A 21,564-nucleotide genomic window follows, 5' to 3' on the forward strand; every position below is an offset into this window, starting at 1 on the left:
TCAATCCCTGCCGCCGCTGCCATTGCGGCGGATATAGAGTTGCAGGATGGCCGCCGAGGCTTCCTCGATCGAACGCCTTGTGACGTCGATGACCGGCCAGTTGTAGCGGGTATAGAGCTTGCGCGCCTGGTTCACTTCCTCGCGCACCTTTTCGTAATCGGCATAGTCGCTTTCCGTATCCTGATTGAGGAAGGCCAGGCGGTTGCGGCGGATGTCGGTCAGGCTGCGCGGATCCTTGGTCAGGCCGACGATCAGCGGCTTCTTGGCGTCGAGGATTTCCTGGGGCAGGGGCACGCCGGGCACCAGCGGATAATTGGCCGCCTTCAGGCCGCGATTGGCCAGATACATCGCCGTCGGCGTCTTCGAGGTGCGCGACACGCCCACCAGGATCACATCGGCCTCGTCGAAATCCTCGATCAACTGGCCGTCGTCATGGGCCAGGGTGAAATGCATGGCGTCGATACGGCGGAAATATTCCGCATCCATCTCGTGCTGGCGGCCGGGCAGGGCATGGAAAGGCGCGTTCAGATAGTTCGACAGGGCGAACAGCACCGGGTCGAGCACCGGAATGCAGGGCACCATCAGCCGCCGGCAAGCGTCTTCCAGCAGATTGCGCACGGCGGGATCGACGATGGTGAACAGCACGATGCCGGGATTGGCCTCGATGCCTTCGATCACGCGGCTGGCTTGACCGGGAGTGCGCACCAGCCACCACAGATGCTGCACGGCATGATGGCCTTCGAACAGCACCAAGCAGGCGCGGGCGACGGAAGACAGGGTTTCGCCGGTCGCGTCGGAGACGAGATGCAGGTGAAAGCTCTTCATTACCTCGGATTCCCTCGGCCATTGGAATGGCGCTTGCGGCCTGTGGAAAGCGGGTGGAATCGGGGACAACCCGCCCTTTGGCGCCATTCTGCATTTTTCGCTCCCGGCAAACCAGCGAGTCGTGGACAGAGTCACGAGTCTGTTGAAAAGATTCGGCACTTCGGGAATGGAATCGGGGGAATCGGGGGCCATTTGTGGATATACCGGAGATTCCCGCACCACTTAACCACAGGAGGAGCCCTTTCCTGTCAATAACTTATCCCTATTTTCCCCAACTTATCCACCGAGGCGGGGAAAGCGCCGGAAAGAATGGCCCGGAGTCTGAAAAACCTGTGGACAAGGCCTGATCCCCTTTATCCACAGGGACCCACTATCCACCACCACCCTTTTCATACTTTTCTAAAACCTGTATTGAGGGACCAACCAACACCCAGAGGTTCTCCGTGTCCGACAAGCCCTTTCTGCGCGCCCTGAAGGGCGAGAAAGTCATGCCACCACCCGTTTGGCTGATGCGCCAGGCCGGTCGCTATCTTCCCGAATATCGCGCCACACGCGGTGAAGCCGGCGGATTTCTCGACCTCTGCTATAATCCGGAAATGGCTGTCGAAGTGACCTTGCAGCCCTTGCGGCGCTACAATTTCGACGCCGCGATCCTGTTTTCGGACATCCTAGTCGTACCCGACGCCCTGGGGCAGAAGGTCAGTTTCACCGCCGGTGAAGGCCCACGTCTGCCGCCGATCCGCGACGAATCCGGTCTGAAGGCTCTTTCCTCGGCGAAACTCCACGACCATCTCGCCCCGGTCTACGAAACCGTGCGTGGCTTGAAAGCTTCGATTCCCGAAAAGACGGCGCTGATCGGCTTCGCCGGTGCCCCCTGGACCGTCGCCACCTATATGGTCGAAGGCAGCGGATCGAAGGATTACGCCGAGACAAAAAAAATGGCCTACGGCCAGCCCAAGCTGTTCGAAGCCATCATCGACCTGCTGGTCCAGAATACCGGCGATTACCTGATCTCCCAGATCGATGCCGGTGCCGAAGCCGTGCAGATCTTCGATTCCTGGGCCGGAATCCTTCCCGAAGACCAGTTCGCCCGCTGGTGCATAAAGCCTGCGGCGCAACTGACCGAACGTATCCATCGGGAACGACCCGGAATCCCCGTGATCGGCTTCCCCAGGGGAGCCGGATTGCTCTACGAGCGTTTCGTCGATGAAACCGGCGTGGATGGTGTCAGCCTGGATACGACCATGCCTTTGGCCTGGGCCGCCAAGGTTCTGCAGCCGAAATGCACCGTGCAGGGCAATCTCGATCCGATCATGCTGATCACCGGCGGCGAAGCCATGGACCAAGCCATCGACCGGATTCTCGAAATTCTTGGCAATGGGCCGTTCATCTTCAATCTCGGCCATGGAATCCTGCCGTCCACGCCACCTGAAAACGTGGCACGCCTGGTCGAACGGGTCAGAAACTTCAAGGCTTGAACAGCATGAGCCGGACAGCGATCGTTTTCTTCAATCTCGGCGGCCCCGATTCGCCCGAAGCGGTGAAACCGTTCCTGTTCAACCTGTTCAACGACCCTTGCATCATCGGGGTGCCCACGCCCGTCCGGTATTTGCTCGCCAAGCTGATATCGGCACGGCGAGCCCCCGTGGCCCGCGAGATCTATGGCCGCATCGGCGGAAAATCGCCTCTTCTGGAACTGACGCAAGAACAGGCAAAAGCCCTTGAAGAGGCGATGGACGGGGAGACGAAAGTCTTCATCGCCATGCGCTATTGGCATCCGATGACCGAGGAGACGGTGGCGGCGGTCAAGGCCTGGAAGCCGGACCAAGTGGTGCTGTTGCCGCTTTATCCGCAATATTCCACCACGACCAGCAAGTCCTCCATCGGCCTATGGCGGCAAAAAGCCGCTGCGGCGGGGCTGGAGGTGCCGACTCGCACCATCTGCTGCTACCCCACCGCCCCGGGCATGATCGAGGCCTTCGCGGCCCTCATAGCCCCCAAATTGGACGAAGCAGCGGCCCATGGCCGTCCACGCCTGCTTTTTTCCGCCCATGGCCTGCCCAAGAAGGTGATTGCCGCGGGCGATCCTTATCAATGGCAGGTTGAGCAATCCTCCGCGGCCGTGGTATCGGCCCTGAACCGTCCGGATCTGGACTGGGCCGTCTGCTATCAGAGCCGGGTGGGGCCGCTGGAATGGATCGGGCCTTCGACCGAGGCCGAGCTGAAGAGGGCGGGGCAGGACAAGGTGCCGGTGGTGGTGGTGCCCATCGCCTTCGTTTCCGAGCATTCGGAGACGCTGGTGGAACTGGACATCGAATACGGCGAACTGGCCCATGAGGTGGGCATTCCGGCCTATCTGCGGGTTCCGGCGCTGGGCAGCCATCCGGCCTTCATCCGGGCCTTGGCAGATCTGGTCGGGAAAGCCGACGGTTCTTCCTGCGATCCCTGTTCACAGGCAGGCGGACGGCTGTGTCCGTCTCAATTCGGCGGCTGTCCCAATGCGCAGCCGGCAAGCGGAGAATCCAGGTGACCTATCTGTGGATCAAGGCGCTGCACGTCATCAGCATCATCGCCTGGATGGCGGCTCTGCTCTATCTGCCGCGCCTGTTCGTCTATCACTGCGAGGCCAAACCCGGTTCCGAGATGTCGGAAAAGCTGAAGGTCATGGAACGAAGGCTGCACCGCGCCATCATGAACCCGGCGATGATGGCGGCCTGGATCTTCGGCCTGACGATGGTCTTCCTCAATCCCGGCCTGTTGCAGGGGCAGGGTTGGCTGCATGCGAAAATCTTCTTTGTCCTGATCCTGACCGCAACCCATGTAATGATGGGGCGCTGGCGTGCCGCTTTCGCCGAAGACAGGAACAAGAATTCCCAGAAATTCTACCGCTTTGCGAACGAAGTACCGACTGTCTTGATGATCCTGATCGTTATCATGGTCATCGTCCGTCCCTTCTGAGTCGAATTTTTGGCCGAAAGGGGCGGCATAACCCCTATTTCTCGTTTGACAGCCCGATTCTCTTTGGCTAAAGCTGGAAACCAATCATTCCAGGGTTTCCACACCCGTTCCGGAACAGCGGATCAGCCGATGACTTTTCCCGTATAAGGGGAGAGGTCTCCGCTTGAGCACCGTCGCCGGGTTCTTCTGTATCCTAGAAGAACCAGTTCCTGATTTTCCCCTCCGCCAGTCTTACATCCATCGGAAAACTCCATGCACCTTCAGGAGCTCAAACGGAAAACCCCGGCCGACTTGCTGGCCTTCGCGGAAGAGTTGCAGATCGAGAACGCCAGCACCCTGCGCAAGCAGGACATGATGTTCGCGATCCTGAAGCAATTGGCGGAGAACGACACGCCGATCTACGGCGACGGCGTGCTGGAAATCCTTCAGGACGGCTTCGGTTTTCTGCGTTCGCCCGAGGCGAATTACCTGCCCGGCCCCGACGACATCTATGTCTCGCCCAGCCAGGTCCGCCGCTTCGGCCTGCGCACCGGCGATACCGTCGAGGGGCAGATCCGCGCCCCCAAGGACGGGGAACGCTATTTCGCGCTGCTCAAGGTCAATACGATCAATTTCGAGCCGCCGGAAAATGTGCGCCACCGCATCAATTTCGACAACCTGACGCCGCTCTATCCCGACGAACGCCTGAAGCTGGAACTGGAAGATCCGACCAGCAAGGGCATGACCACCCGCGTGATCGACCTGGTCGCGCCGCTGGGCAAGGGACAGCGCGGCCTGATCGTGGCGCCGCCGCGCACCGGCAAGACGGTGATGCTGCAGAACATCGCCCATGCCATCGCGCAGAACCAGCCTGAAGTCTATCTGATCGTCCTGCTGATCGACGAACGCCCCGAGGAAGTCACCGACATGGCCCGCTCGGTCCATGGCGAGGTCATCTCCTCGACCTTCGACGAACCGGCTGCCCGCCATGTGCAGGTCGCGGAAATGGTCATCGAGAAGGCCAAGCGCCTGGTCGAGCACAAGCGCGACGTGGTGATCCTGCTGGATTCCATCACCCGCCTGGCCCGCGCCTACAACACCGTCGTGCCCAGCTCGGGCAAGGTGCTGACCGGCGGCGTGGACGCCAACGCCCTGCAGCGCCCCAAGCGCTTCTTCGGCGCCGCCCGCAATATCGAGGAAGGCGGCTCGCTGACCATCATCGCGACCGCGCTGATCGATACCGGATCGCGCATGGACGAAGTGATCTTCGAAGAGTTCAAGGGCACCGGCAATTCGGAAATCATCCTCGACCGCAAGCTTTCGGACAAGCGTACCTTCCCCGCCATCGACATCACCCGCTCGGGCACCCGCAAGGAGGAATTGCTGGTGGACAAGGGTGTTCTGTCGAAGATGTGGGTGCTGCGTCGCGTGCTGATGCCCATGGGCGTGACCGACGCCATGGAATTCCTGGTCGACAAGCTGAAGCAGTCGAAGAACAACGCCGATTTCTTCGACGCGATGAACAGCTAGAAATCGAGCCTCGAAAAAGGCCGCCGCTTCGCTACAGCGTGATGCAGTAAATCTGCATCACGCTTTCAGTTTCTATATTTGCCCTCGCCGGGCGCGCGCCTCCGCGCGCTTGGCCGCGGCCTCAACGGCCGCAGGTCGCAGTATGCATCACACGCGACGCATACTGCTCTAGGAGGGCGGCCTTCGCTTTTGCGGGAACTCCTTTGCCGCCGGGGCTGTTGTCCCCCTTAGCAGCGAGGGAGGATTGACGTGGCCGATCTCAACATCACCGTGGACAAGGTCTGCGAAATCATCCAGCACGCCCAGGAACTGGGCGGCAAGGCGCAGCCGATCGACGATGATTCACCCGTCGGCGGCAGCGGCGACGACAGCCCGCTCAGTCCGATGCAGGAATATAGCGGCGATCCGACCTATCAGATCCTAGTGGACCTGATCGAGGAATTGCCGCCCGACGAACAGGCCGACCTGCTGGCCATGCTCTGGGTCGGGCGCGGTGATTTCGACGTCACCGAATTCGAGGACGCGCAAAGCCGCGCCAATGACGAAGTGGGGGAGGGGATCGCTCCGCAACGCATCATCGACCATCCGCTCCTGGCCGAATACCTGATCTCGTCCTTGCAGGACCTGGGCTATGAATGCCCGGAAGACCGCGTCGAGGACGGTGCCGCAGGCCCTGGCGGAGCCCCCAGCGGCGGGATGCTGTAGGAGGAGCGTCCATCAGGAAATATTTCAGACCGGCCAAGGGCTTCGGGCCCTTGGACCCCTTTCCTTTTGGAGCGGGTGTGCATGCTTCGAGACGCCGCTTCGCGGCTCCTCAGCATGAGGTCTGTCTTATTGAGAGGAAACAATGAAGTAGCCTCACCCTGAGGAGCCGCGAAGCGGCGTCTCGAAGGGTGGTGCGGGCCAAAGGCAAAGTCCGGGATCTGGGGCCCAAGGCCCCAGCGGGTTTGGGCGGAGCCCATGAAATTTTCTTCGGGCTCCGCCTTGCCTCTTTCAGTTACGGCAGCAGCACCGTCGAGCCGGTGGTCTTGCGGCCTTCCAGGTCGCGGTGGGCCTGTTCGGCATCTTTCAGCGCATAGGTCTGGTTGACCTCGATCTTCACCGCGCCCTTGCCGACCACGTCGAACAGGTCCTGGGCCGTGGACACCAGGTCTTCACGCTTGGCGGTGTAGGTCATCAACACCGGGCGGGTGAGGAAGAGGGAGCCCTTGGCCGAGAGAATGCCAGGGTCGAAGGCGCCGACCGAGCCCGAGGACTGGCCGAAGCTGACCATCATGCCCAAAGGCTGGAGGCAATCCAGCGACTTCATGAAGGTATCCTTGCCCACCGAGTCGTAGACCACCGGGACACCCTGGCCGCCGGTGATGTCCTTGACGCGGGCGACGAAGTCTTCCTCGCGATAGAGAATGGGATGGTCACAGCCATGGGCCTTCGCCAGTTCGGCCTTTTCCGCGCTGCCCACGGTGCCGATGACGGTGGCGCCCAGATGCTTGGCCCATTGGCAGAGGATCAGCCCGACGCCGCCGGCGGCGGCATGGATCAGGATGGTCTGGCCGGCCTGCACGCGGAAGGTCCGGCGCAGCAGATATTGCACCGTCATGCCCTGCAGCATCATGGCGGGGGCCTGCTGGTCGGAGACGGTCTCGGGCAGGACCAGCAGGCGATGGGCGGGCATCAGGCGGGCTTCGGCATAGGCGCCCATGGGCACTGCGGCATAGGCCACCCGGTCGCCCGGCTTGACCTCGGTGACGCCCTCGCCGACGGCTTCCACCACGCCGGCGCCTTCCAGGCCGGGGATGAAGGGCAGGGAGGGGACGGAATAAAGGCCGGTGCGGTGATAGACGTCGATGAAGTTGAGGCCGATGGCGGTATGGCGCACCAATGCCTCGCCCGGGCCGGGCTGGCCGAGCTCGACCTCTTCCCAGCGCAACTCTTCCGGCCCGCCATGCCGATGAACGCGGATCGCCTTGGTCACGGAATCCTCCGATGTTGTTTGGGTATTATGCCGTCTTTTTCTTGAGGGAAAGCGGAAGCTCGCAGCCTTCCAGACCCAGCAGGTAGCGTTTGGCCTCGACGCCGTCCATGGCCGAATAGCCGCCCAGGGCGCCGCCCATGCCCAGCACCCGGTGACAGGGAATGATGATGGGAAGAGGGTTGCGGCCGCAGGCGCCGCCGATGGCGCGGGGCGAGGAACCCAATTCGGTCGCCAACTCGCCATAGCTCCGCGTCCTGCCGTAGGGGATGGCCGTCAGGGCTTCCCAGACCCGTTTCTGGAAGGCAGTGCCGTGGGGCCGCAGGGGCAGGTCGAAGTCTTGGCGCTTGCCGTCGAAATATTCGTCGAGCTGCTCGCGCGCCCGGGCCAGCAGGGGCGTTTCCTCTCCCCCCGGTGGCGCGGCGCCCCAGTCGAGCGAGACGAGGAAGCCGTCTTCTTCGGCGATGGTGATCTGCCCCATGGGGCTGTGCATGCTGAGCCAGGTCATGATGCGGCCCAGTCTAAGGTAAAATCAGCGAGACGGAAAAGGCTGAACCTGACTCGAGTCGGGGGACTTTCCGATTGTCATAGCCGTTGAATCATCCTTCGAGACGGGCCTCAGTAATCCCGCCTCAGGACGTTGCGCAATTCCTCGCCGGTATGGACCGGGGCTTGGCAGGTGAAGCCTTCGCAGACATAGGCGACGGGGCCGCCGACGGTCTTGCCGTGGGCGGGATGGCCTTCGGGCAGGGCGGTGCCGGGCTTCACATGGGACAGGACATAGGTGGTCAGGCCGCTTTCGATGACGGCGCGGTCCATCTCGTGCAGGTCCTGGCTGTCCGGTTCGCCGACCAGCACTACCTGGATGGCACGGTGCAGATATTCATAGGCGTTGAGCAGGCTGGTCATGTTGGCGAAATTGTCGCGCAGCCTGCCGGAGAAGGTGGCGATGGTGGCTTCGGCATAATCGCGATAGACGTTCTTGCCGGTGATCAGCCACAGCTTGGCCAGGACTTCGGCCATCACGCCATTTCCCGACGGTACGGCGGCATCCATGGCGGGTTTGGCGCGGATGATGACGTCGGGGGCATCGTCGGCGCTCATGAAATAGCCGCTGCCTTCCTTGTCCCAGTAATGCCTGTTGGCCGTCTCCACCCAGGCCTCGGCCTGATCGAGATAGGAAGTCTGGCCGGTGACCTCGTAGAGGGTGACGGCGGCGCGGGCCATCTGGGCGTAATCCTCGAGCATGGCGGCCTGTTGCAGCCTTCCCTGACGGTAGGAATGGCCCAGGCGTCCGCCTTCCAGGCTCATATGGTCGCGGATGGCGGCGAAGGCCTGTTCGGCCGCGGCGATCCAGGCCGGATGCCGGAAGACGAATCCGGCATTGGCGAGGGCGGCGATCATCATGCCGTTCCAATCGGCCAGGATCTTGTCGTCGCGGCCCGGATGAGTGCGCAATTCGCGCTCGCGGAACAGGATCTCGCGGCAGCGGGCCAAGCGTTCCTCGACCTGCCGGTCCTGGTATTCCTGGCCGATATTGCGGTTGAGGATGGTCTTGCCTTCCCAATTGCCGCCGGGGCGGAAATCGTAACAGACCTTGAACAGCCGGGCGTCGTCGGGATCGAGCAGGGAATCCACCTCGTCCTCGGTCCAGACATAGAACTTGCCTTCCTCGCCGTCGCTGTCGGCATCCAGGGTGGCGGCGAAGGCGCCGTGTTCGGCCATCATCTCGCGCAGCACCCATTCGCAGGTCTCGGCGACGCGGCGGCGATAAAGGTCGGAGGGTTCGGTGCGCCAGACCAGGGTCAGCAGCTCGACCATTTGGGCGTTGTCGTAGAGCATCTTCTCGAAATGCGGCACCAGCCATTGCTCGTCGGTGGAATAGCGGCAATAGCCGCCGCCGAGATGGTCGTAGATGCCGCCTTCGCTCATGCGGTCCAGCGTCAGACGCACGGCTTCGCGTACCGCCTCGTCGCCCGTGCGCTTGTAGCCGCGCCACATGAATTCGAACAGGGTCGGCTGCGGGAATTTCGGCGCGCCCTGCAATCCGCCCCATTCCGGATCGATGAAGCGCACCAGCTCGCGCGAGGCATTGTCGAGAAGCTGGAAGTCGAAGCTCATGGTCTCGCTTGGGCGGGACTGGCTTTCAAAGGCCTCGGTCAGGGCCTGGACGTTCTGGTCAACCTTGTGCGGTTCCTTGTGATAGATCTCGGACACGCTGGCCAGCACATCGCGGAAGCTGGGGCGGCCATAGCGTTCGTCCGGCGGGAAATAGGTGCCGCCCCAGAAGGGCTTGCCGTCCGGAGTCAGGAACATGGTCAGCGGCCATCCGCCTTGCTGTCCCATCATCGCCAAAGCGGTCTGGTAGATGGTGTCGAGGTCAGGGCGTTCCTCGCGGTCCACCTTGATATTGACGAAGTGCTTGTTCATCACTTCGGCGGTGGCCGGGTCCTCGAAGGATTCATGGGCCATGACATGACACCAATGGCAGGCGGCATAGCCGACCGACAGCAGCACCGGCTTGTTCTGCGCGCGTGCCTCGTTCAGCGCTTCCTCGCTCCAGGCCTGCCAATGGACCGGATTGTCCTGATGCTGCAGCAGATAGGGCGACGTCTCGTTCTTCAGCATATTGGCGTTTGGCATATTTGCCCCCGTCGTTGCGCAGACCAGACTGAAGGCTTAGTTTGGGACGAAGGGCCTTTCCTGCAAGAAGCTCATCTGCGACTGGGAGTGACCATGAAGATTTCCGTCGATATCGATTGCACCCCCGAGGAGGCCCGGGCCTTTCTCGGTCTTCCGGATGTCAAGCCCATGCAGGATGCGCTTCTGGCGCAGATCCAGGAACGCATGGCGGCCAATCTGGCGGCGATGGAACCCGAGGCCATGCTCAAGACATGGCTGCCCGCTTCCGTCCAGGGCTTCGAGCAGATGCAGAAGATGTTCTGGGCCCAATTCATGAACAACACCGGCAAGGCCGGTAAGAAGGAATAGAGACGACCATGGCCGACCCGGCGCCTTACTTCCGCATCCACGTCTTTGCCTGCACCAACCGCCGTCCCGATGGCCATAAGCGCGGATCCTGCGCGGCGCGGGGATCGGAAGGGCTGCGCAACTATCTCAAGGCACGCAGCAAGGAACTGGGCCTGGGCGAGGATGTGCGCATCAATGCCGCCGGTTGCCTGGACCGCTGCGAATTGGGGCCGGTGATGGTCATCTATCCCGAAGGCATCTGGTACAGCTATCACAGCGACGAAGACGTGGACGAGATCCTGCAGACCCATCTGATCGAGGGCAAGCGGGTGGAGCGGCTGATGCTGCGTCCCGAAGACGGCCCGAAGAAGGGCTGAGGTCAAATGGCTGGCGACACCATTTTCGCCCTGGCCAGCGCCCCGGGGCGCGCTGGTGTGGCCGTGCTGCGCCTGTCCGGCGACCGGTCGGGGGAGGTCCTGCAGCGCCTGTCCGGCCAAGCCTTGCCCAAGCCGCGCTATGCCCAGCGCGTGCGCCTGACATCGAGTGCGGGCGAGCTGATGGATGACGGTTTGGCCCTGTGGTTCCCCGCGCCGCGCAGCTTCACCGGCGAGGATGTGGTGGAACTGCACCTGCATGGGGGCAGGGCGGTCCTGGCGGCGGTGTCCGAGGAATTGCTGGACCAGGGCCTGCGCCCCGCCGAGCCGGGGGAATTCTCCCGCCGCGCCTTTCTCAACAACAAGATGGATCTGACCGAGGCCGAGGCGGTGGCCGATCTGGTCGATGCCGAGACCTCGGCGCAGCGGCGCCAGGCCTTGCGTCAGATGGATGGCGCCTTGTCGCGTCTCGTCGAGGACTGGCGGACCCGCCTGGTCCGCGCCCTGGCGCATTTCGAGGCGGTGATCGACTTTCCCGAGGAAGGCCTGCCCGAGGAACTGAACGCGCAGGTCGACAAGGTCTTGGGCGATCTGGCCGGGGAAATCAGCACCCATCTGGCCGACGGTCATCGCGGCGAAAGGCTGCGCGACGGTCTGGAAGTCGCCATCCTGGGGGCGCCCAATGCCGGCAAGTCGAGCCTGCTGAACCGTCTGGCCCGGCGCGAGGCGGCGATCGTTTCGGCCACGGCGGGCACCACGCGGGATGTGATCGAGGTGCATCTCGACCTGGGCGGCTTCCCCGTCGTCCTGGCCGACACGGCGGGGCTGCGCGAGACGGAGGAAGAGATCGAGAGCGAAGGCATCCGCCGCGCGCGGGCGCGGGCGGAGAAGGCCGATCTGGTCATCGCCGTTTTCGACGGATCGCAATTGCCGCGACTTGACCCCCATACGTTGGAACTGGTTGACAACAAGGCCCTGGTGGTGGTCAACAAGGCCGATCTGGTGACGGGCGGGCTGCCCGCCGATCTACCCGAGGGACGCAGCTTCCTGCTTTCGGCGCGGACGGGGGAGGGGCTCGATCCTTTCCTGCTGGTGCTGACGGAGACGGTGGCGCGTTTGCTCGATGTCTCGGCGGCGCCGGTCCTGACCAGGGCGCGGCACCGTTCGGCGCTGGAGGAATGCCTGGCGGCGCTGGAGCGGGCAAGGCAGGCGCCCATGCCGGAATTGGCGGGCGAGGATTTACGTCTGGCGGCGCGGGCCATCGGGCGCATCACCGGCAGGGTGGATGTGGAAGAGCTTCTTGACGTAATCTTCCGCGAATTCTGCATCGGCAAATGACTGGCGCTGTTTCACGTGAAACAGCCATGGAAAATGACAAAGACCATGTATGACGTGATCGTGATCGGCGGCGGCCATGCCGGCTGCGAGGCCGCTTCGGCTTCGGCCCGGCAAGGGGCGCGGACTCTGCTTCTGACCCAGCGCATCGAAACCATCGGCGAGATGTCCTGCAACCCGGCCATCGGCGGCTTGGCGAAGGGGCAGTTGGTGCGTGAGATTGATGCCCTGGATGGCGTGATGGGCCGGGCCATCGACCGCGGCGGCATCCAGTTCCGCATCCTCAACCGCAGCAAGGGCCCGGCGGTGCAGGGGCCGCGCGCCCAGGCGGACCGCAAGCTCTATCGCCAGGCCATGCAGGCTATCCTGGCCGAGCAGGAAAACCTGGAGATCCGGGAAGCCACCGCCGAGGATATCCTGACCGATGCCGAAGGGCGGGTGAGGGCGGTCACGACGGCGGCGGGCGAGGAGATCGCCTGCGGGGCCGTGGTCCTGACCACCGGTACCTTCCTGCGCGGGCTGATCCATATCGGCGAGCATACGGAAAGCGCGGGGCGCTGGGGCGACAAGCCCTCGGTGGGATTGTCGGCGGCGCTCGCTCGCATGGGATTTCCGCTGGGCCGTCTGAAGACCGGCACGCCGGCGCGACTGGATGGCCGGACCATCGACTGGGCCAGCCTGGACATGCAGCCGGGCGACGAGCCGCCGGTTCCGTTCTCCTATCTGACGCGCAGCATCACCACGCCGCAGGTGGAATGCGGGATCACCGGCACCACCCCGGCCACGCATGAAATCATCCGCGCCAATCTGCACCGTGCGCCGATGTATTCGGGCCAGATCGAAAGCGTCGGGCCGCGCTATTGCCCCTCCATCGAGGACAAGGTGGTGCGGTTCGGCGAGCGCAACGGCCATCAGATCTTCCTCGAACCCGAAGGCCTGGACGACCATACCGTCTATCCCAACGGCATCTCCACCTCGCTGCCCAAGGAGGTCCAGCTCGAGATGCTGAAGACTATTCCGGGGCTGGAAAAGGCCGTGATGATGCGGCCCGGCTATGCCATCGAATATGATTTCGTCGATCCGCGCGAGCTTCACCCCACGCTGGAAACCCGCCGCGTCCCGAATCTCTTCTTCGCCGGCCAGATCAACGGCACCACCGGTTACGAGGAAGCGGGCGCACAGGGGCTGGTGGCGGGTCTGAATGCCGCCCTGAAGGTTTCGGGCTCGGCGCCCTTCGTGCTGGACCGGGCCGATGCCTATATCGGCGTGATGATCGACGACCTGGTGACGCTGGGGACCAGCGAGCCTTACCGCATGTTCACCTCGCGCGCCGAATACCGGCTGCTGCTGCGCTCGGACAATGCCGATTTGCGCCTGACGCCCAAGGCCATCGCCCTGGGCTGTGCCTCGGCGGAGCGGGTCCAGGCCTTCACCGCCAAGGCCGAGGCGCTGGAGCAGGGGAGGGCGCTGATGCGTTCCCTGCGTGCTTCGCCCAATCAATTGCGCAAGCACGGCCTGACCGTGAACCTGGACGGCGTGGTCCGGTCCGCCTTCGACCTGCTGTCCTATCCCAATATGAGTGTCGAGCAACTGACATCCATCTGGCCTGAGATCGGCGGGCTGCGCGCCGACGTGCTGGAACAGGTGGAAATCGAAGGGCGCTATGCCGGTTACCTGGAACGGCAGGAAGCCGATATCCGTGCCTTCCGCCGCGACGAAGCCCTGGCCTTGCCGGACGACCTGGATTATGCCGCCGTGGGCGGACTGTCCAACGAAGTCCGCGCGAAGCTGTCGGCAGCACGCCCTGCCACCTTGGGCGCCGCGTCGCGGATACCGGGGGTGACACCGGCGGCGCTGACAGCGCTGTTGGGGCATATCAAGCGGCGCGATATGGACGCGGCCGAGTAAGGGTTTATTCGCCAAATCTATGCTTTATTCGTCATTCCCGCGTATGCGGGAATCCATAAAGACGATGCTTCTTCTTTGCGTGTCATGGGCTCCCGCTTCCGCGGGAGTGACGAACAAGGTTCGGCTAGTCAGCCCGAGATGACGTTTCACGTGAAACAGGGGAGGGGGAATGACGCCCGAAGAGGTTCAGGCGCAGATCGGCGTTTCACGTGAAACGCTGGACAAGCTGCGTCTCTATGCCGAGACGCTGGAGAAATGGCAGCCCAAGATCAATCTTGTGGGACCGGCGACTCTGCCCGATCTCTGGCGTCGTCATATCCTCGATTCCGCGCAGCTCTATCAGCTTCTGCCGGAAGGGACAGAGACTTTGGCCGATCTCGGCAGCGGGGCGGGATTCCCCGGACTGGTCCTGGCGGTGATGGGGGTGCCCGATGTCCATCTGCTGGAAAGCGATGCCAGGAAATGCGCCTTCCTGCGCGAAGTGGCACGTTTGACGGACACCAAAGTCACCATCCACAACAAGCGGATCGAGCAGGTCCAAGGCCTTCAAGCTGATTGCATCACCGCCCGGGCCTTGGCGCCGGTGGCCGATCTTCTGAAACTCGCGCAGTCGCTTTTCAAGGACGACACGGAATGCTTGTTCCTGAAAGGCAGAAACAGCGAGGAAGAATTGACCCAGGCGGCTAAAGATTGGAAGATGACGGTGCAACGGATTCCCAGCGTGACGGATCCTTCCGGTCTTATTCTCCGCTTGAAAGAGGTTTCTCGTGCCTGAGCCAATCGCAATCGCGCCGGCGAAGCCACGCATTCTCGCGATTGCCAACCAGAAGGGTGGGGTGGGCAAGACCACGACCACCATCAACCTCGCCACGGCGCTGGCGGCAGCTCGCAAGAAAGTTCTGGTTATCGACCTGGATCCTCAGGGCAATGCCAGCACCGGCATGGGCATTCCCAACGACGCACGCCGCGTCGGCTCCTATCATCTGCTGATCGGCGAAGCGACCTTGGAAGGCGCGGTGATGGAGACCGATATCCCGCGCCTCTCGCTGGTGCCGGCAGGGGTCGACCTGCTGGGGGCCGAGCTGGAACTGGTGGATATCAAGAACCGCGAGAGCCGGCTGCGTGATGCCTTGACCGGGCATTGCGGTCATTTCGATTTCATCCTGATCGATTGCCCGCCGGCCTTGGGCCTGCTGACGCTCAACGCCCTGGTGGCGGCGCAGGCGGTGATGGTGCCGCTGCAATGCGAATTCTTCGCCCTGGAAGGGGTTAGCCAATTGGTGCGCACCATCGAATTGGTGAAGAAGCGCTACAATCCTTCGTTGGAATTGCAGGGCATCGTCCTGACCATGTTCGACAAGCGCAACAGCCTGTCCACCATGGTGGCCGCCGATGTGCGTGAATTTTTCGGCGACAAGGTCTACAAGACCGTCATTCCGCGCAATGTCCGCATCTCGGAAGCGCCGTCCCATGGCAAGCCGGTGCTGATATACGACCTGAAATGCGCGGGGTCTGAAGCCTATATCCACCTCGCGACGGAGGTGCTGAAGCGGGAAGGGGTCATGCAGGTATGAGCAGCGAAGACGGAAAGCGCCGCCTGGGCCGGGGCCTGTCGGCCCTGTTCGGTGATCCGGAGCCGACAGCCGTTGCCGCTGATATGGCCTCCGCGCCGTCGGAAGAGGGCGAAAAAGCGACCCAGACCTTGCCGATCGAGCTGCTGCGCCCCGGCAAGTTCCAGCCTCGCATGCGCTTCGACGAGGATCGCATTGCCGACCTGGTGGAATCGATCCGCGACAAGGGGATCATCCAGCCCATCCTGGTGCGGCGTGATCCCGCCGATCCCGCGAAATACGAGATCATTGCCGGTGAACGCCGCTGGCGGGCCGCTCAGCGGGCGCAGCTTCATCAGGTGCCGGTCCTCATCAAGGACCTGACGGACCGCGAAGCCGCCGAGGTGGCCCTGGTCGAGAACCTGCAGCGTCAGGACCTGTCGGCCATTGAGGAAGCGGAAGGCTACCGCCGCCTGCAGACCGAATTCGAACATAGCCAGGAAGATTTGGCGCGTGCCGTCGGCAAGAGCCGCTCCCATGTCGCCAATACCATGCGCCTGCTGGCTTTGCCCGATCCGGTCAAGGAAATGGTGGAAAGCGGCCAGCTCAGCGCCGGTCATGCCCGTGCGCTTCTGACCAGCCAGGATGCCGTCACCCTGGCCCGCCACGTGGTTGCCAAGGGCCTGAACGTGCGCCAGACCGAAAAGCTGGTGCAGAAGGGCCCCGGCAAATCCCGTCCCCGCAAATCGGCGGAGAAGGACCCGGATACGGCGGCGCTGGAACGCGATTTGACCAATCTTCTGGGCACCAAGGTCGATATCAAGTTCCAGGGCAAGGGCGGCGAATTAACCATCCATTACGGCAGCCTGGAACAACTCGACAGCATCCTGAAACGCCTCAGCCAGGGCCATGTGACGGCCAAGGAATCCGGCGAGGACCTGCTGGAGGACGGGGAGCTGTCGGACGAGGATCTGGCTGCCGACCTGGATATGGAATAGAGAGCTTTTTGGCCCGTCTCGCCCTTCGAGACGCCGCCAAGGCGGCTCCTCAGGGTGAGGCTAATTTCTTACTCTCTTTGCAGTAAACGAGGTCCAGGAGGCCGAGCCTCCTGGCGGGTTTGGGCGGAACCCAAGAACCTCTACCGCCGCTGTCCTGCTGCCGCCGCCACGCGGGCGATCTGCATCAGCACGCGTCCGCACAGGGCTTCCGCGGGCAGGCCGGTGGTCTTGCATTCCATTTCGGCATTGAGGAGAAGGCCGAGGGCCGTGGACAGGCGTTCGGCGGGCCAGCGCTGAAGCTGTCCCTTCATGCGCGGCGCGACCTTGAAGATCGGCGGCGGTTTCAGGCTGGCCAGCGCCTGGTCGCTGGTCTTGCCCTTGGCCATATGACCGGCGGCGAGATGCAGGCGCAGGAAGTGCCGGGTCACCGTGCGCAGGATGGCGATGGGGGAGGTGCCTTCCAGGGCGAGGCGGTCGAGCAGGCGCTGGAGGGTCTTCTGGTCGCCTTCGGCGGCGGCCATGGCGACATCTTCCATGCCGAAGGCGGCCGTGTCGCCGATACAGGCGGCGGCATCGGCCAGCGTGACCGTGCCGGGCCCACCCATGTAGAGCGCCAGTTTCTCCAGCTCGGCGCGCGTGAGGCGGCGGTCGCCGCCCAGGTGATCGGCCAGGAAGGACTGGGCATCGGGGTCGATGGTCAAGCCGTGGCGCTTCAGCGTTTCACGGATGACGCCGTCCAGGCTGCTGCCCTCGTCGGCATAGCTGGGCAGGGCGGCGGCATTGGCCGCTTCCTCGAACAGCTTGCGCAGGGTGGAACGCGGCCCCAATTCCCCGGCTTCCACCAGGATCAGGGCATCGCCGGCCGGATCGGCCAGGAAGCCCTTGAACAGGGCCGTCAGGCTGTCCGCGGCTTCCCGCACCCGCACCACCCGGCGTCCGCCGGTAAGCGCCAGGGCGGCGGCTTCATCGGCCAGACGGGCGGGATCGTCACGCAGGATGGCGGGGGTCAGGTCGGCGACGCGGAAAGGATCGGACAGGTCGGGGCAGACGGACTTCGCCATCTGGTCGATCCTTTCCCGCACCAGGCCCGTATCCGGCCCGTAGACGAGGATCGCACGGGCCGAAGGATCGGGATTGCGGAGAAAGGACTCGGCCTTGTTGGCGGCGATTTTCACGGCCTGCGGCCTTTACGTCACGAGGAAGGCTGTTGCTGCTGCTGTTCGGCCTGACGAAGGAAATAGAGGCCGAGGCGGATGCGGATTTCCTCGGCGATCTGCTGCAAGGCGCGGGAGCGGGCATCGCGGGCGGCGATCACCGTCGAGAACTGGTTCGACTGCACCCAGTTATAGGTGCCGGCATTCTCGATGACCTGACGGTCCAGCTCCAGGCCGTCGCGCAGCAGGATATAGCTGGCGCGGACGGCAATGCGGCTGCGCGTCGCCGTGGCGTCACGGGCCGTCAGAAGCTCCGTCTCTTCTTCCGTCAGCGAAACTTGCAGCACATATTCCGCCGGTCCAGTCCGGGCGGCGGAATTAAGGCGCTCGGCCAGCAGGTTCTGCAACTGCTGCCCTGCGCGATCGGCGATGGGCGCCACGGCAATGCGCGCCATCTCAGCCGAGACCTCGACCGGCTGAGAGCGTTCGGCATAGAGCGGCTGGAAGCCGCAGCCGGCAAGAAGCATCAGGCCGGATGCGGCCGCTATGGCTTTAAACCACCACATTCACGATCCGATTGGGCACGACGACCACCTTGCGTAGGGTTTTGCCTTCGATCACCGACTGCACCGCCGGCAAGGCGAGAGCGGCGTCCTGGGCGGTTTTCTGATCCACGTCCTTGGGCAGGTCGATGGTGCCGCGCAGCTTGCCGTTCACCTGGACGGCAATGGTGACGCTGTCCTCGACCAGCAGGGCGGGATCGGCTTCGGGCCAGGGAGTCTGAGCCAGCAGGGTCTGGTGACCGAGCATGGACCAGAGTTCTTCCGCGAGATGCGGCATCATCGGGCCGATCAGGCGCACCACCGTTTCCAGGCCCTCGCGCAGCACCCAGGCGGCACCGTCCTCGTCCTGGGGCAGTTCGCCCAGGGCGTTGGTCAGTTCGCGGATGCGCGCCACGGCCTTGTTGAAGTGGAAACGCTCCAGGTCTTCGGCGACGGCGACGGTGGCCTTGTGCGACAGGCGATGGACCTTATCCGCGGCCTTGCCCAAGCTGGCGGGCTGGACGCTGCCGACCGGCGGCAGTTCCAGGGACGGTTGGGCGACCATGCGCCACAGGCGGTTGACATAGCGCCAGGCACCGTCGATGCCGGCCTCGGTCCAGTCCAGATCGCGTTCCGGCGGGCTGTCGGAGAGCATGAACAGGCGCGCGGTATCGGCGCCGTAGGTGTCGATGATATGGGCCGGATCGACCACATTCTTCTTCGACTTGCTCATCTTCTCCGAGCGGCCGATGGTCACCGGCTGGCCGCTGGCGGCATGGACCGGGTGGCCCTCCGCATCGCGGGTGACCTCATCGGGGAAGAGCCATTTCCCGTCCTGGTCCTTGTAGGTCTCGTGGCAGATCATGCCCTGGGTGAGCAGGCCGGCGAAGGGCTCCTCCACGTTCAGATAGCCGCAGCGCTTCAGGGCGCGGGTGAAGAAACGCGAATAGAGCAGATGCAGCACGGCATGTTCGATGCCGCCGATATACTGGTCCACCGGCAGCCATTTGTTGGCCGCCTCCTGGGTGAAGCCCTTGTCTTCGACCGGCGAGGTGAAGCGGGCGAAATACCAGGAGGATTCGAAGAAGGTGTCGAAGGTATCGGTCTCGCGCCGGGCGGCCTTGCCGCATTTGGGGCAAGAGACATGCTTCCAGGTCGGGTGATGGTCCAGCGGGTTGCCCGGCTTGTCGAAGCTGACATCCTCGGGCAGGACCACCGGCAGGTCTTGTTCCGGAACCGGAACGATACCGCAGTCGTCGCAATGGATGATGGGGATGGGGCAGCCCCAATAGCGCTGGCGCGACACGCCCCAGTCGCGCAGGCGCCAGTTGACAGCGCGGCTGCCGATACCCAGGCCTTCGATATGGTCGATCATGGCGGCCTTGGCCTCGGCCACGGATTTGCCGTTCAGGAAGCCGGAATTGACCAGGATGCCGTCGCCGGTGAAGGCTTCGTTGCCGATCTCCGGCACGTTCTCGGCGTCGGGGGCGACGACGGGGCGGACCGGCAGGTCGTATTTGCGGGCGAAATCCAGGTCGCGCTGGTCATGGGCGGGGCAGCCGAAGATGGCGCCGGTGCCGTAATCCATCAGCACGAAGTTGGCCACATAAAGCGGCAGTTCCGCATCCTCGGCCAGCGGATGACGGATGCGCAGGCCGGTATCGAAGCCTTTCTTCTCGGCCGTCTCGATGGCCGCTTCCGAGGTGCCGATGCGGTTGCATTCGGCGATGAATTCGGTCAGGGCGGCATTCGTCCCGGCCAATTCGGCGGCCAGCGGGTGATTGGGCGCAATGGCGCAGAAGGACGCGCCGAACAGGGTGTCGGGGCGGGTGGTGTAGACTTCCAGGCGGTCGTCGCGGCCCTTGATCTCGAAGAACAGGCGCAGGCCCTCGGAGCGGCCGATCCAATTCTCCTGCATCAGGCGCACGCGTTCGGGCCAGCGCTCCAGGGTGGACAGGCCGTCCAGCAGGTCCTGGGCGAAGTCGGTGATCTTCAGGAACCATTGCGACAGCTGGCGCTTCTCGACCAGGGCGCCCGAGCGCCAGCCCCGGCCGTCGATGACCTGTTCGTTGGCCAGAACGGTGTTCTCGACCGGGTCCCAGTTGACCCAGCTTTCCTTGCGGTAGACTAGGCCGGCCTTGAGGAAGTCGAGGAACATCTTCTGTTCGTGCCGGTAATAATCCGGCTCGCAGGTGGCGATTTCGCGGCTCCAGTCATAGGACAGGCCCATGGTCTTGAGCTGCTCGCGCATGGCGGCGATGTTCTCGCGCGTCCATTTGGCGGGATGGACATTGTTCTGGATGGCGGCGTTCTCGGCGGGCAGGCCGAAGGCGTCCCAGCCCATGGGATGAAGCACGTTGAATCCGCGCGCCCGCTTGTAGCGCGCGACCACATCGCCCAGCGTGTAGTTGCGCACATGCCCCATATGGATGCGGCCCGAGGGATAGGGGAACATCTCGAGGACATAGTATTTGGGCCGAGCATCCTCGTCGCGGGTGCGGAAGCAATCCTGCTGCTCCCATACCTGCTGCCACTTGGCCTCGGTTTCCTTGACGTTGTAACGGTCCTCGATGCGCGACATTTCGTGCGGTTCCCAGGTCAATAAAAAGGTAACTTTCCTGGGCTTTGCCCAGACCCGCCAGGAGGCTTGCCTCCTGGACCTCGTGAATTTCAGGGATCAAAGAGCCCAAGGCCCTTTGCGGGTGCAGGGCAGCGCCCTGCGAACTTTTTCTTCTGCTTAATTGGTCCCGTCGCTGCGTAGCTGGCGCGCGCGGGTCAGGATGGCGTTTTCCAGGTCGGTGGCCATGGCGGGATCGACCGGGGCATCCATCCATTGGCCCGAAGGATCGCGTACCTGACGGAAGACCGAGACGCGCACGCCGTCGGCGCGCAGGTCGCGGCCCAGGATGAAGACGCTGGCCTTGAAGCGTTCGCCGGGGCTTTCGGCCGGGGCGTACCAGTCGGTCAGGATGACCCCGCCGAAAGGATCGGCCGAAGCCAGCGGCATGAATCCCATGGTATCGAGCGAGGCGCGCCACAGGAAGCTGTTGACGCCGATGCCGGCCGCCGCCTGGTCTTGCGCGCGCCGCTGTTGATTGCCGAACACGCCGAAGGCGCCGCCATCGCCCCAGACGGTTTCTCGGTCGGGGCCGTAGTTTTCCTCGCCCGGCCATTGCACCGGCTGGGTCTGTACGCCGCAAGCCGCCACCGTCAGCGCCGCGACGGCCCCCAGGGCCAGGCGGACGCCACGTTCGAAGCCTTTCATACGCTACTCCACGCTGCCACAGGCATCCCGCCAGAATCAGGAGGCCCTAAAGATATATGGCGGCCATGATTAAACGATCCGGGCTGCCTTGTTAAGGACAATGATCGCGCTCGCGCGCGAGGCGGCTGTGTCTTCGATGCAACAGTGCGCGGTTTTTACAACGATCATCCCTTCGAGTCCGTTGACCCTGGGGAGGAGTCACGG

At 63.5% G+C, this 21,564-nt stretch carries 20 protein-coding genes; 12 read left to right on the forward strand and 8 right to left on the reverse strand.

Features of this window, described 5'->3' with window-relative positions; all coding sequences use genetic code 11:
• Entirely contained in the window at positions 1-825 is an 825-nt protein-coding gene (locus EPD66_RS14240) for a pyruvate, water dikinase regulatory protein (RefSeq protein ID WP_142849178.1), read from the reverse strand.
• Between the two features lie 410 nt (positions 826-1,235).
• Here EPD66_RS14240 and hemE point away from each other — a divergent pair, with 410 nt between their 5' ends.
• The 5 genes from hemE to EPD66_RS14265 all read left to right on the forward strand — a co-directional run bounded on the left by hemE (position 1,236) and on the right by EPD66_RS14265 (position 5,997).
• Positions 1,236-2,303 carry a uroporphyrinogen decarboxylase gene (gene hemE, locus EPD66_RS14245; RefSeq protein ID WP_370511886.1) on the forward strand — a complete coding sequence of 356 codons (1,068 nt, stop codon included), beginning with the start codon at positions 1,236-1,238 and terminating at the stop codon, positions 2,301-2,303.
• Positions 2,304-2,308: 5 nt separating this feature from the next.
• Positions 2,309-3,355: a ferrochelatase gene (gene hemH / locus EPD66_RS14250; RefSeq protein ID WP_142849179.1), complete on the forward strand. Its 1,047-nt coding sequence runs from the start codon at positions 2,309-2,311 to the stop codon at positions 3,353-3,355.
• Positions 3,352-3,783: a protoporphyrinogen oxidase HemJ gene (hemJ, locus tag EPD66_RS14255; protein WP_142849180.1), complete on the forward strand. Its 432-nt coding sequence runs from the start codon at positions 3,352-3,354 to the stop codon at positions 3,781-3,783. The genes hemH and hemJ overlap by 4 nt, the downstream gene beginning before the upstream one ends.
• A 252-nt stretch (positions 3,784-4,035) precedes the next feature.
• Complete coding sequence (rho, locus tag EPD66_RS14260; protein ID WP_142849181.1) at positions 4,036-5,292, forward strand: transcription termination factor Rho; 1,257 nt, start codon at positions 4,036-4,038, stop codon at positions 5,290-5,292.
• A gap of 249 nt (positions 5,293-5,541) precedes the next feature.
• Positions 5,542-5,997 (forward strand): DUF3775 domain-containing protein, encoded by a 456-nt coding sequence (locus tag EPD66_RS14265; RefSeq protein ID WP_142849182.1) that lies wholly within the window; start codon positions 5,542-5,544, stop codon positions 5,995-5,997.
• A gap of 292 nt (positions 5,998-6,289) precedes the next feature.
• On the opposite strand, the gene EPD66_RS14270 is transcribed toward EPD66_RS14265, so the two are convergent.
• From EPD66_RS14270 to EPD66_RS14280, 3 genes are all read right to left on the reverse strand, one after another.
• Positions 6,290-7,267, reverse strand: coding sequence for a quinone oxidoreductase (locus EPD66_RS14270; RefSeq protein WP_142849183.1), 978 nt, complete (start codon positions 7,265-7,267; stop codon positions 6,290-6,292).
• Positions 7,268-7,292: 25 nt separating this feature from the next.
• Positions 7,293-7,772 (reverse strand): methylated-DNA--[protein]-cysteine S-methyltransferase, encoded by a 480-nt coding sequence (locus EPD66_RS14275; RefSeq protein ID WP_142849184.1) that lies wholly within the window; start codon positions 7,770-7,772, stop codon positions 7,293-7,295.
• A 110-nt stretch (positions 7,773-7,882) separates the two neighbouring features.
• Complete coding sequence (locus tag EPD66_RS14280) at positions 7,883-9,907, reverse strand: thioredoxin domain-containing protein (protein ID WP_142849185.1); 2,025 nt, start codon at positions 9,905-9,907, stop codon at positions 7,883-7,885.
• Positions 9,908-10,000: 93 nt separating this feature from the next.
• Between EPD66_RS14280 and EPD66_RS14285 the strand changes: the two genes are divergently transcribed.
• The 7 genes from EPD66_RS14285 to EPD66_RS14315 all read left to right on the forward strand — a co-directional run bounded on the left by EPD66_RS14285 (position 10,001) and on the right by EPD66_RS14315 (position 16,399).
• Complete coding sequence (locus EPD66_RS14285; protein ID WP_142849186.1) at positions 10,001-10,255, forward strand: DUF6489 family protein; 255 nt, start codon at positions 10,001-10,003, stop codon at positions 10,253-10,255.
• 8 nt (positions 10,256-10,263) lie between these two features.
• Complete coding sequence (locus EPD66_RS14290) at positions 10,264-10,611, forward strand: ferredoxin (RefSeq protein ID WP_142849187.1); 348 nt, start codon at positions 10,264-10,266, stop codon at positions 10,609-10,611.
• A gap of 6 nt (positions 10,612-10,617) precedes the next feature.
• Entirely contained in the window at positions 10,618-11,946 is a 1,329-nt protein-coding gene (gene mnmE / locus EPD66_RS14295; protein WP_142849188.1) for a tRNA uridine-5-carboxymethylaminomethyl(34) synthesis GTPase MnmE, read from the forward strand.
• Positions 11,947-11,979: 33 nt separating this feature from the next.
• Positions 11,980-13,851, forward strand: a complete 1,872-nt coding sequence (gene mnmG / locus EPD66_RS14300) for a tRNA uridine-5-carboxymethylaminomethyl(34) synthesis enzyme MnmG (RefSeq protein WP_142849189.1) — start codon at positions 11,980-11,982, stop codon at positions 13,849-13,851.
• A gap of 169 nt (positions 13,852-14,020) precedes the next feature.
• Complete coding sequence (gene rsmG, locus EPD66_RS14305) at positions 14,021-14,626, forward strand: 16S rRNA (guanine(527)-N(7))-methyltransferase RsmG (protein ID WP_142849190.1); 606 nt, start codon at positions 14,021-14,023, stop codon at positions 14,624-14,626.
• Entirely contained in the window at positions 14,619-15,425 is an 807-nt protein-coding gene (locus tag EPD66_RS14310) for a ParA family protein (RefSeq protein WP_255448502.1), read from the forward strand. Before rsmG ends, EPD66_RS14310 begins: the two co-directional genes overlap by 8 nt.
• On the forward strand, positions 15,422-16,399 hold the full coding sequence (locus EPD66_RS14315; RefSeq protein WP_142849191.1) for a ParB/RepB/Spo0J family partition protein: 978 nt from the start codon (positions 15,422-15,424) through the stop codon (positions 16,397-16,399). The genes EPD66_RS14310 and EPD66_RS14315 overlap by 4 nt, the downstream gene beginning before the upstream one ends.
• Positions 16,400-16,539: 140 nt before the next feature.
• Here the strand turns inward: EPD66_RS14315 and holA are convergent, their stop codons facing one another.
• From holA to EPD66_RS14335, 4 genes are all read right to left on the reverse strand, one after another.
• Complete coding sequence (gene holA / locus EPD66_RS14320) at positions 16,540-17,574, reverse strand: DNA polymerase III subunit delta (RefSeq protein ID WP_142849192.1); 1,035 nt, start codon at positions 17,572-17,574, stop codon at positions 16,540-16,542.
• A gap of 17 nt (positions 17,575-17,591) precedes the next feature.
• Complete coding sequence (lptE, locus tag EPD66_RS14325; RefSeq protein ID WP_142849193.1) at positions 17,592-18,119, reverse strand: LPS assembly lipoprotein LptE; 528 nt, start codon at positions 18,117-18,119, stop codon at positions 17,592-17,594.
• Positions 18,106-20,676, reverse strand: a complete 2,571-nt coding sequence (leuS, locus tag EPD66_RS14330; RefSeq protein ID WP_142849194.1) for a leucine--tRNA ligase — start codon at positions 20,674-20,676, stop codon at positions 18,106-18,108. The genes lptE and leuS overlap by 14 nt, the downstream gene beginning before the upstream one ends.
• A 156-nt stretch (positions 20,677-20,832) precedes the next feature.
• Positions 20,833-21,360 (reverse strand): DUF3576 domain-containing protein, encoded by a 528-nt coding sequence (locus EPD66_RS14335; protein WP_142849195.1) that lies wholly within the window; start codon positions 21,358-21,360, stop codon positions 20,833-20,835.
• Positions 21,361-21,564 lie beyond the last annotated feature (204 nt).

This window comes from Telmatospirillum sp. J64-1, from assembly GCF_006980715.1.
GTDB lineage: Bacteria > Pseudomonadota > Alphaproteobacteria > Rhodospirillales > Magnetospirillaceae > Oleiliquidispirillum > Oleiliquidispirillum nitrogeniifigens.

Excerpts from the sequence above, each read along its gene's own strand:
- EPD66_RS14240 (WP_142849178.1), bottom strand. The coding sequence starts at position 825 with ATGAAGAGCTTTCACCTGCATCTCGTCTCCGACGCGACCGGCGAAACC.
- hemH (WP_142849179.1), top strand. The coding sequence starts at position 2,309 with ATGAGCCGGACAGCGATCGTTTTCTTCAATCTCGGCGGCCCCGATTCG.
- rho (WP_142849181.1), top strand. The coding sequence starts at position 4,036 with ATGCACCTTCAGGAGCTCAAACGGAAAACCCCGGCCGACTTGCTGGCC.
- EPD66_RS14275 (WP_142849184.1), bottom strand. The coding sequence starts at position 7,772 with ATGACCTGGCTCAGCATGCACAGCCCCATGGGGCAGATCACCATCGCC.
- EPD66_RS14280 (WP_142849185.1), bottom strand. The coding sequence starts at position 9,907 with ATGCCAAACGCCAATATGCTGAAGAACGAGACGTCGCCCTATCTGCTG.
- EPD66_RS14285 (WP_142849186.1), top strand. The coding sequence starts at position 10,001 with ATGAAGATTTCCGTCGATATCGATTGCACCCCCGAGGAGGCCCGGGCC.
- EPD66_RS14290 (WP_142849187.1), top strand. The coding sequence starts at position 10,264 with ATGGCCGACCCGGCGCCTTACTTCCGCATCCACGTCTTTGCCTGCACC.
- mnmE (WP_142849188.1), top strand. The coding sequence starts at position 10,618 with ATGGCTGGCGACACCATTTTCGCCCTGGCCAGCGCCCCGGGGCGCGCT.
- mnmG (WP_142849189.1), top strand. The coding sequence starts at position 11,980 with ATGACAAAGACCATGTATGACGTGATCGTGATCGGCGGCGGCCATGCC.
- rsmG (WP_142849190.1), top strand. The coding sequence starts at position 14,021 with ATGACGCCCGAAGAGGTTCAGGCGCAGATCGGCGTTTCACGTGAAACG.
- EPD66_RS14315 (WP_142849191.1), top strand. The coding sequence starts at position 15,422 with ATGAGCAGCGAAGACGGAAAGCGCCGCCTGGGCCGGGGCCTGTCGGCC.
- lptE (WP_142849193.1), bottom strand. The coding sequence starts at position 18,119 with ATGTGGTGGTTTAAAGCCATAGCGGCCGCATCCGGCCTGATGCTTCTT.
- leuS (WP_142849194.1), bottom strand. The coding sequence starts at position 20,676 with ATGTCGCGCATCGAGGACCGTTACAACGTCAAGGAAACCGAGGCCAAG.
- EPD66_RS14335 (WP_142849195.1), bottom strand. The coding sequence starts at position 21,360 with ATGAAAGGCTTCGAACGTGGCGTCCGCCTGGCCCTGGGGGCCGTCGCG.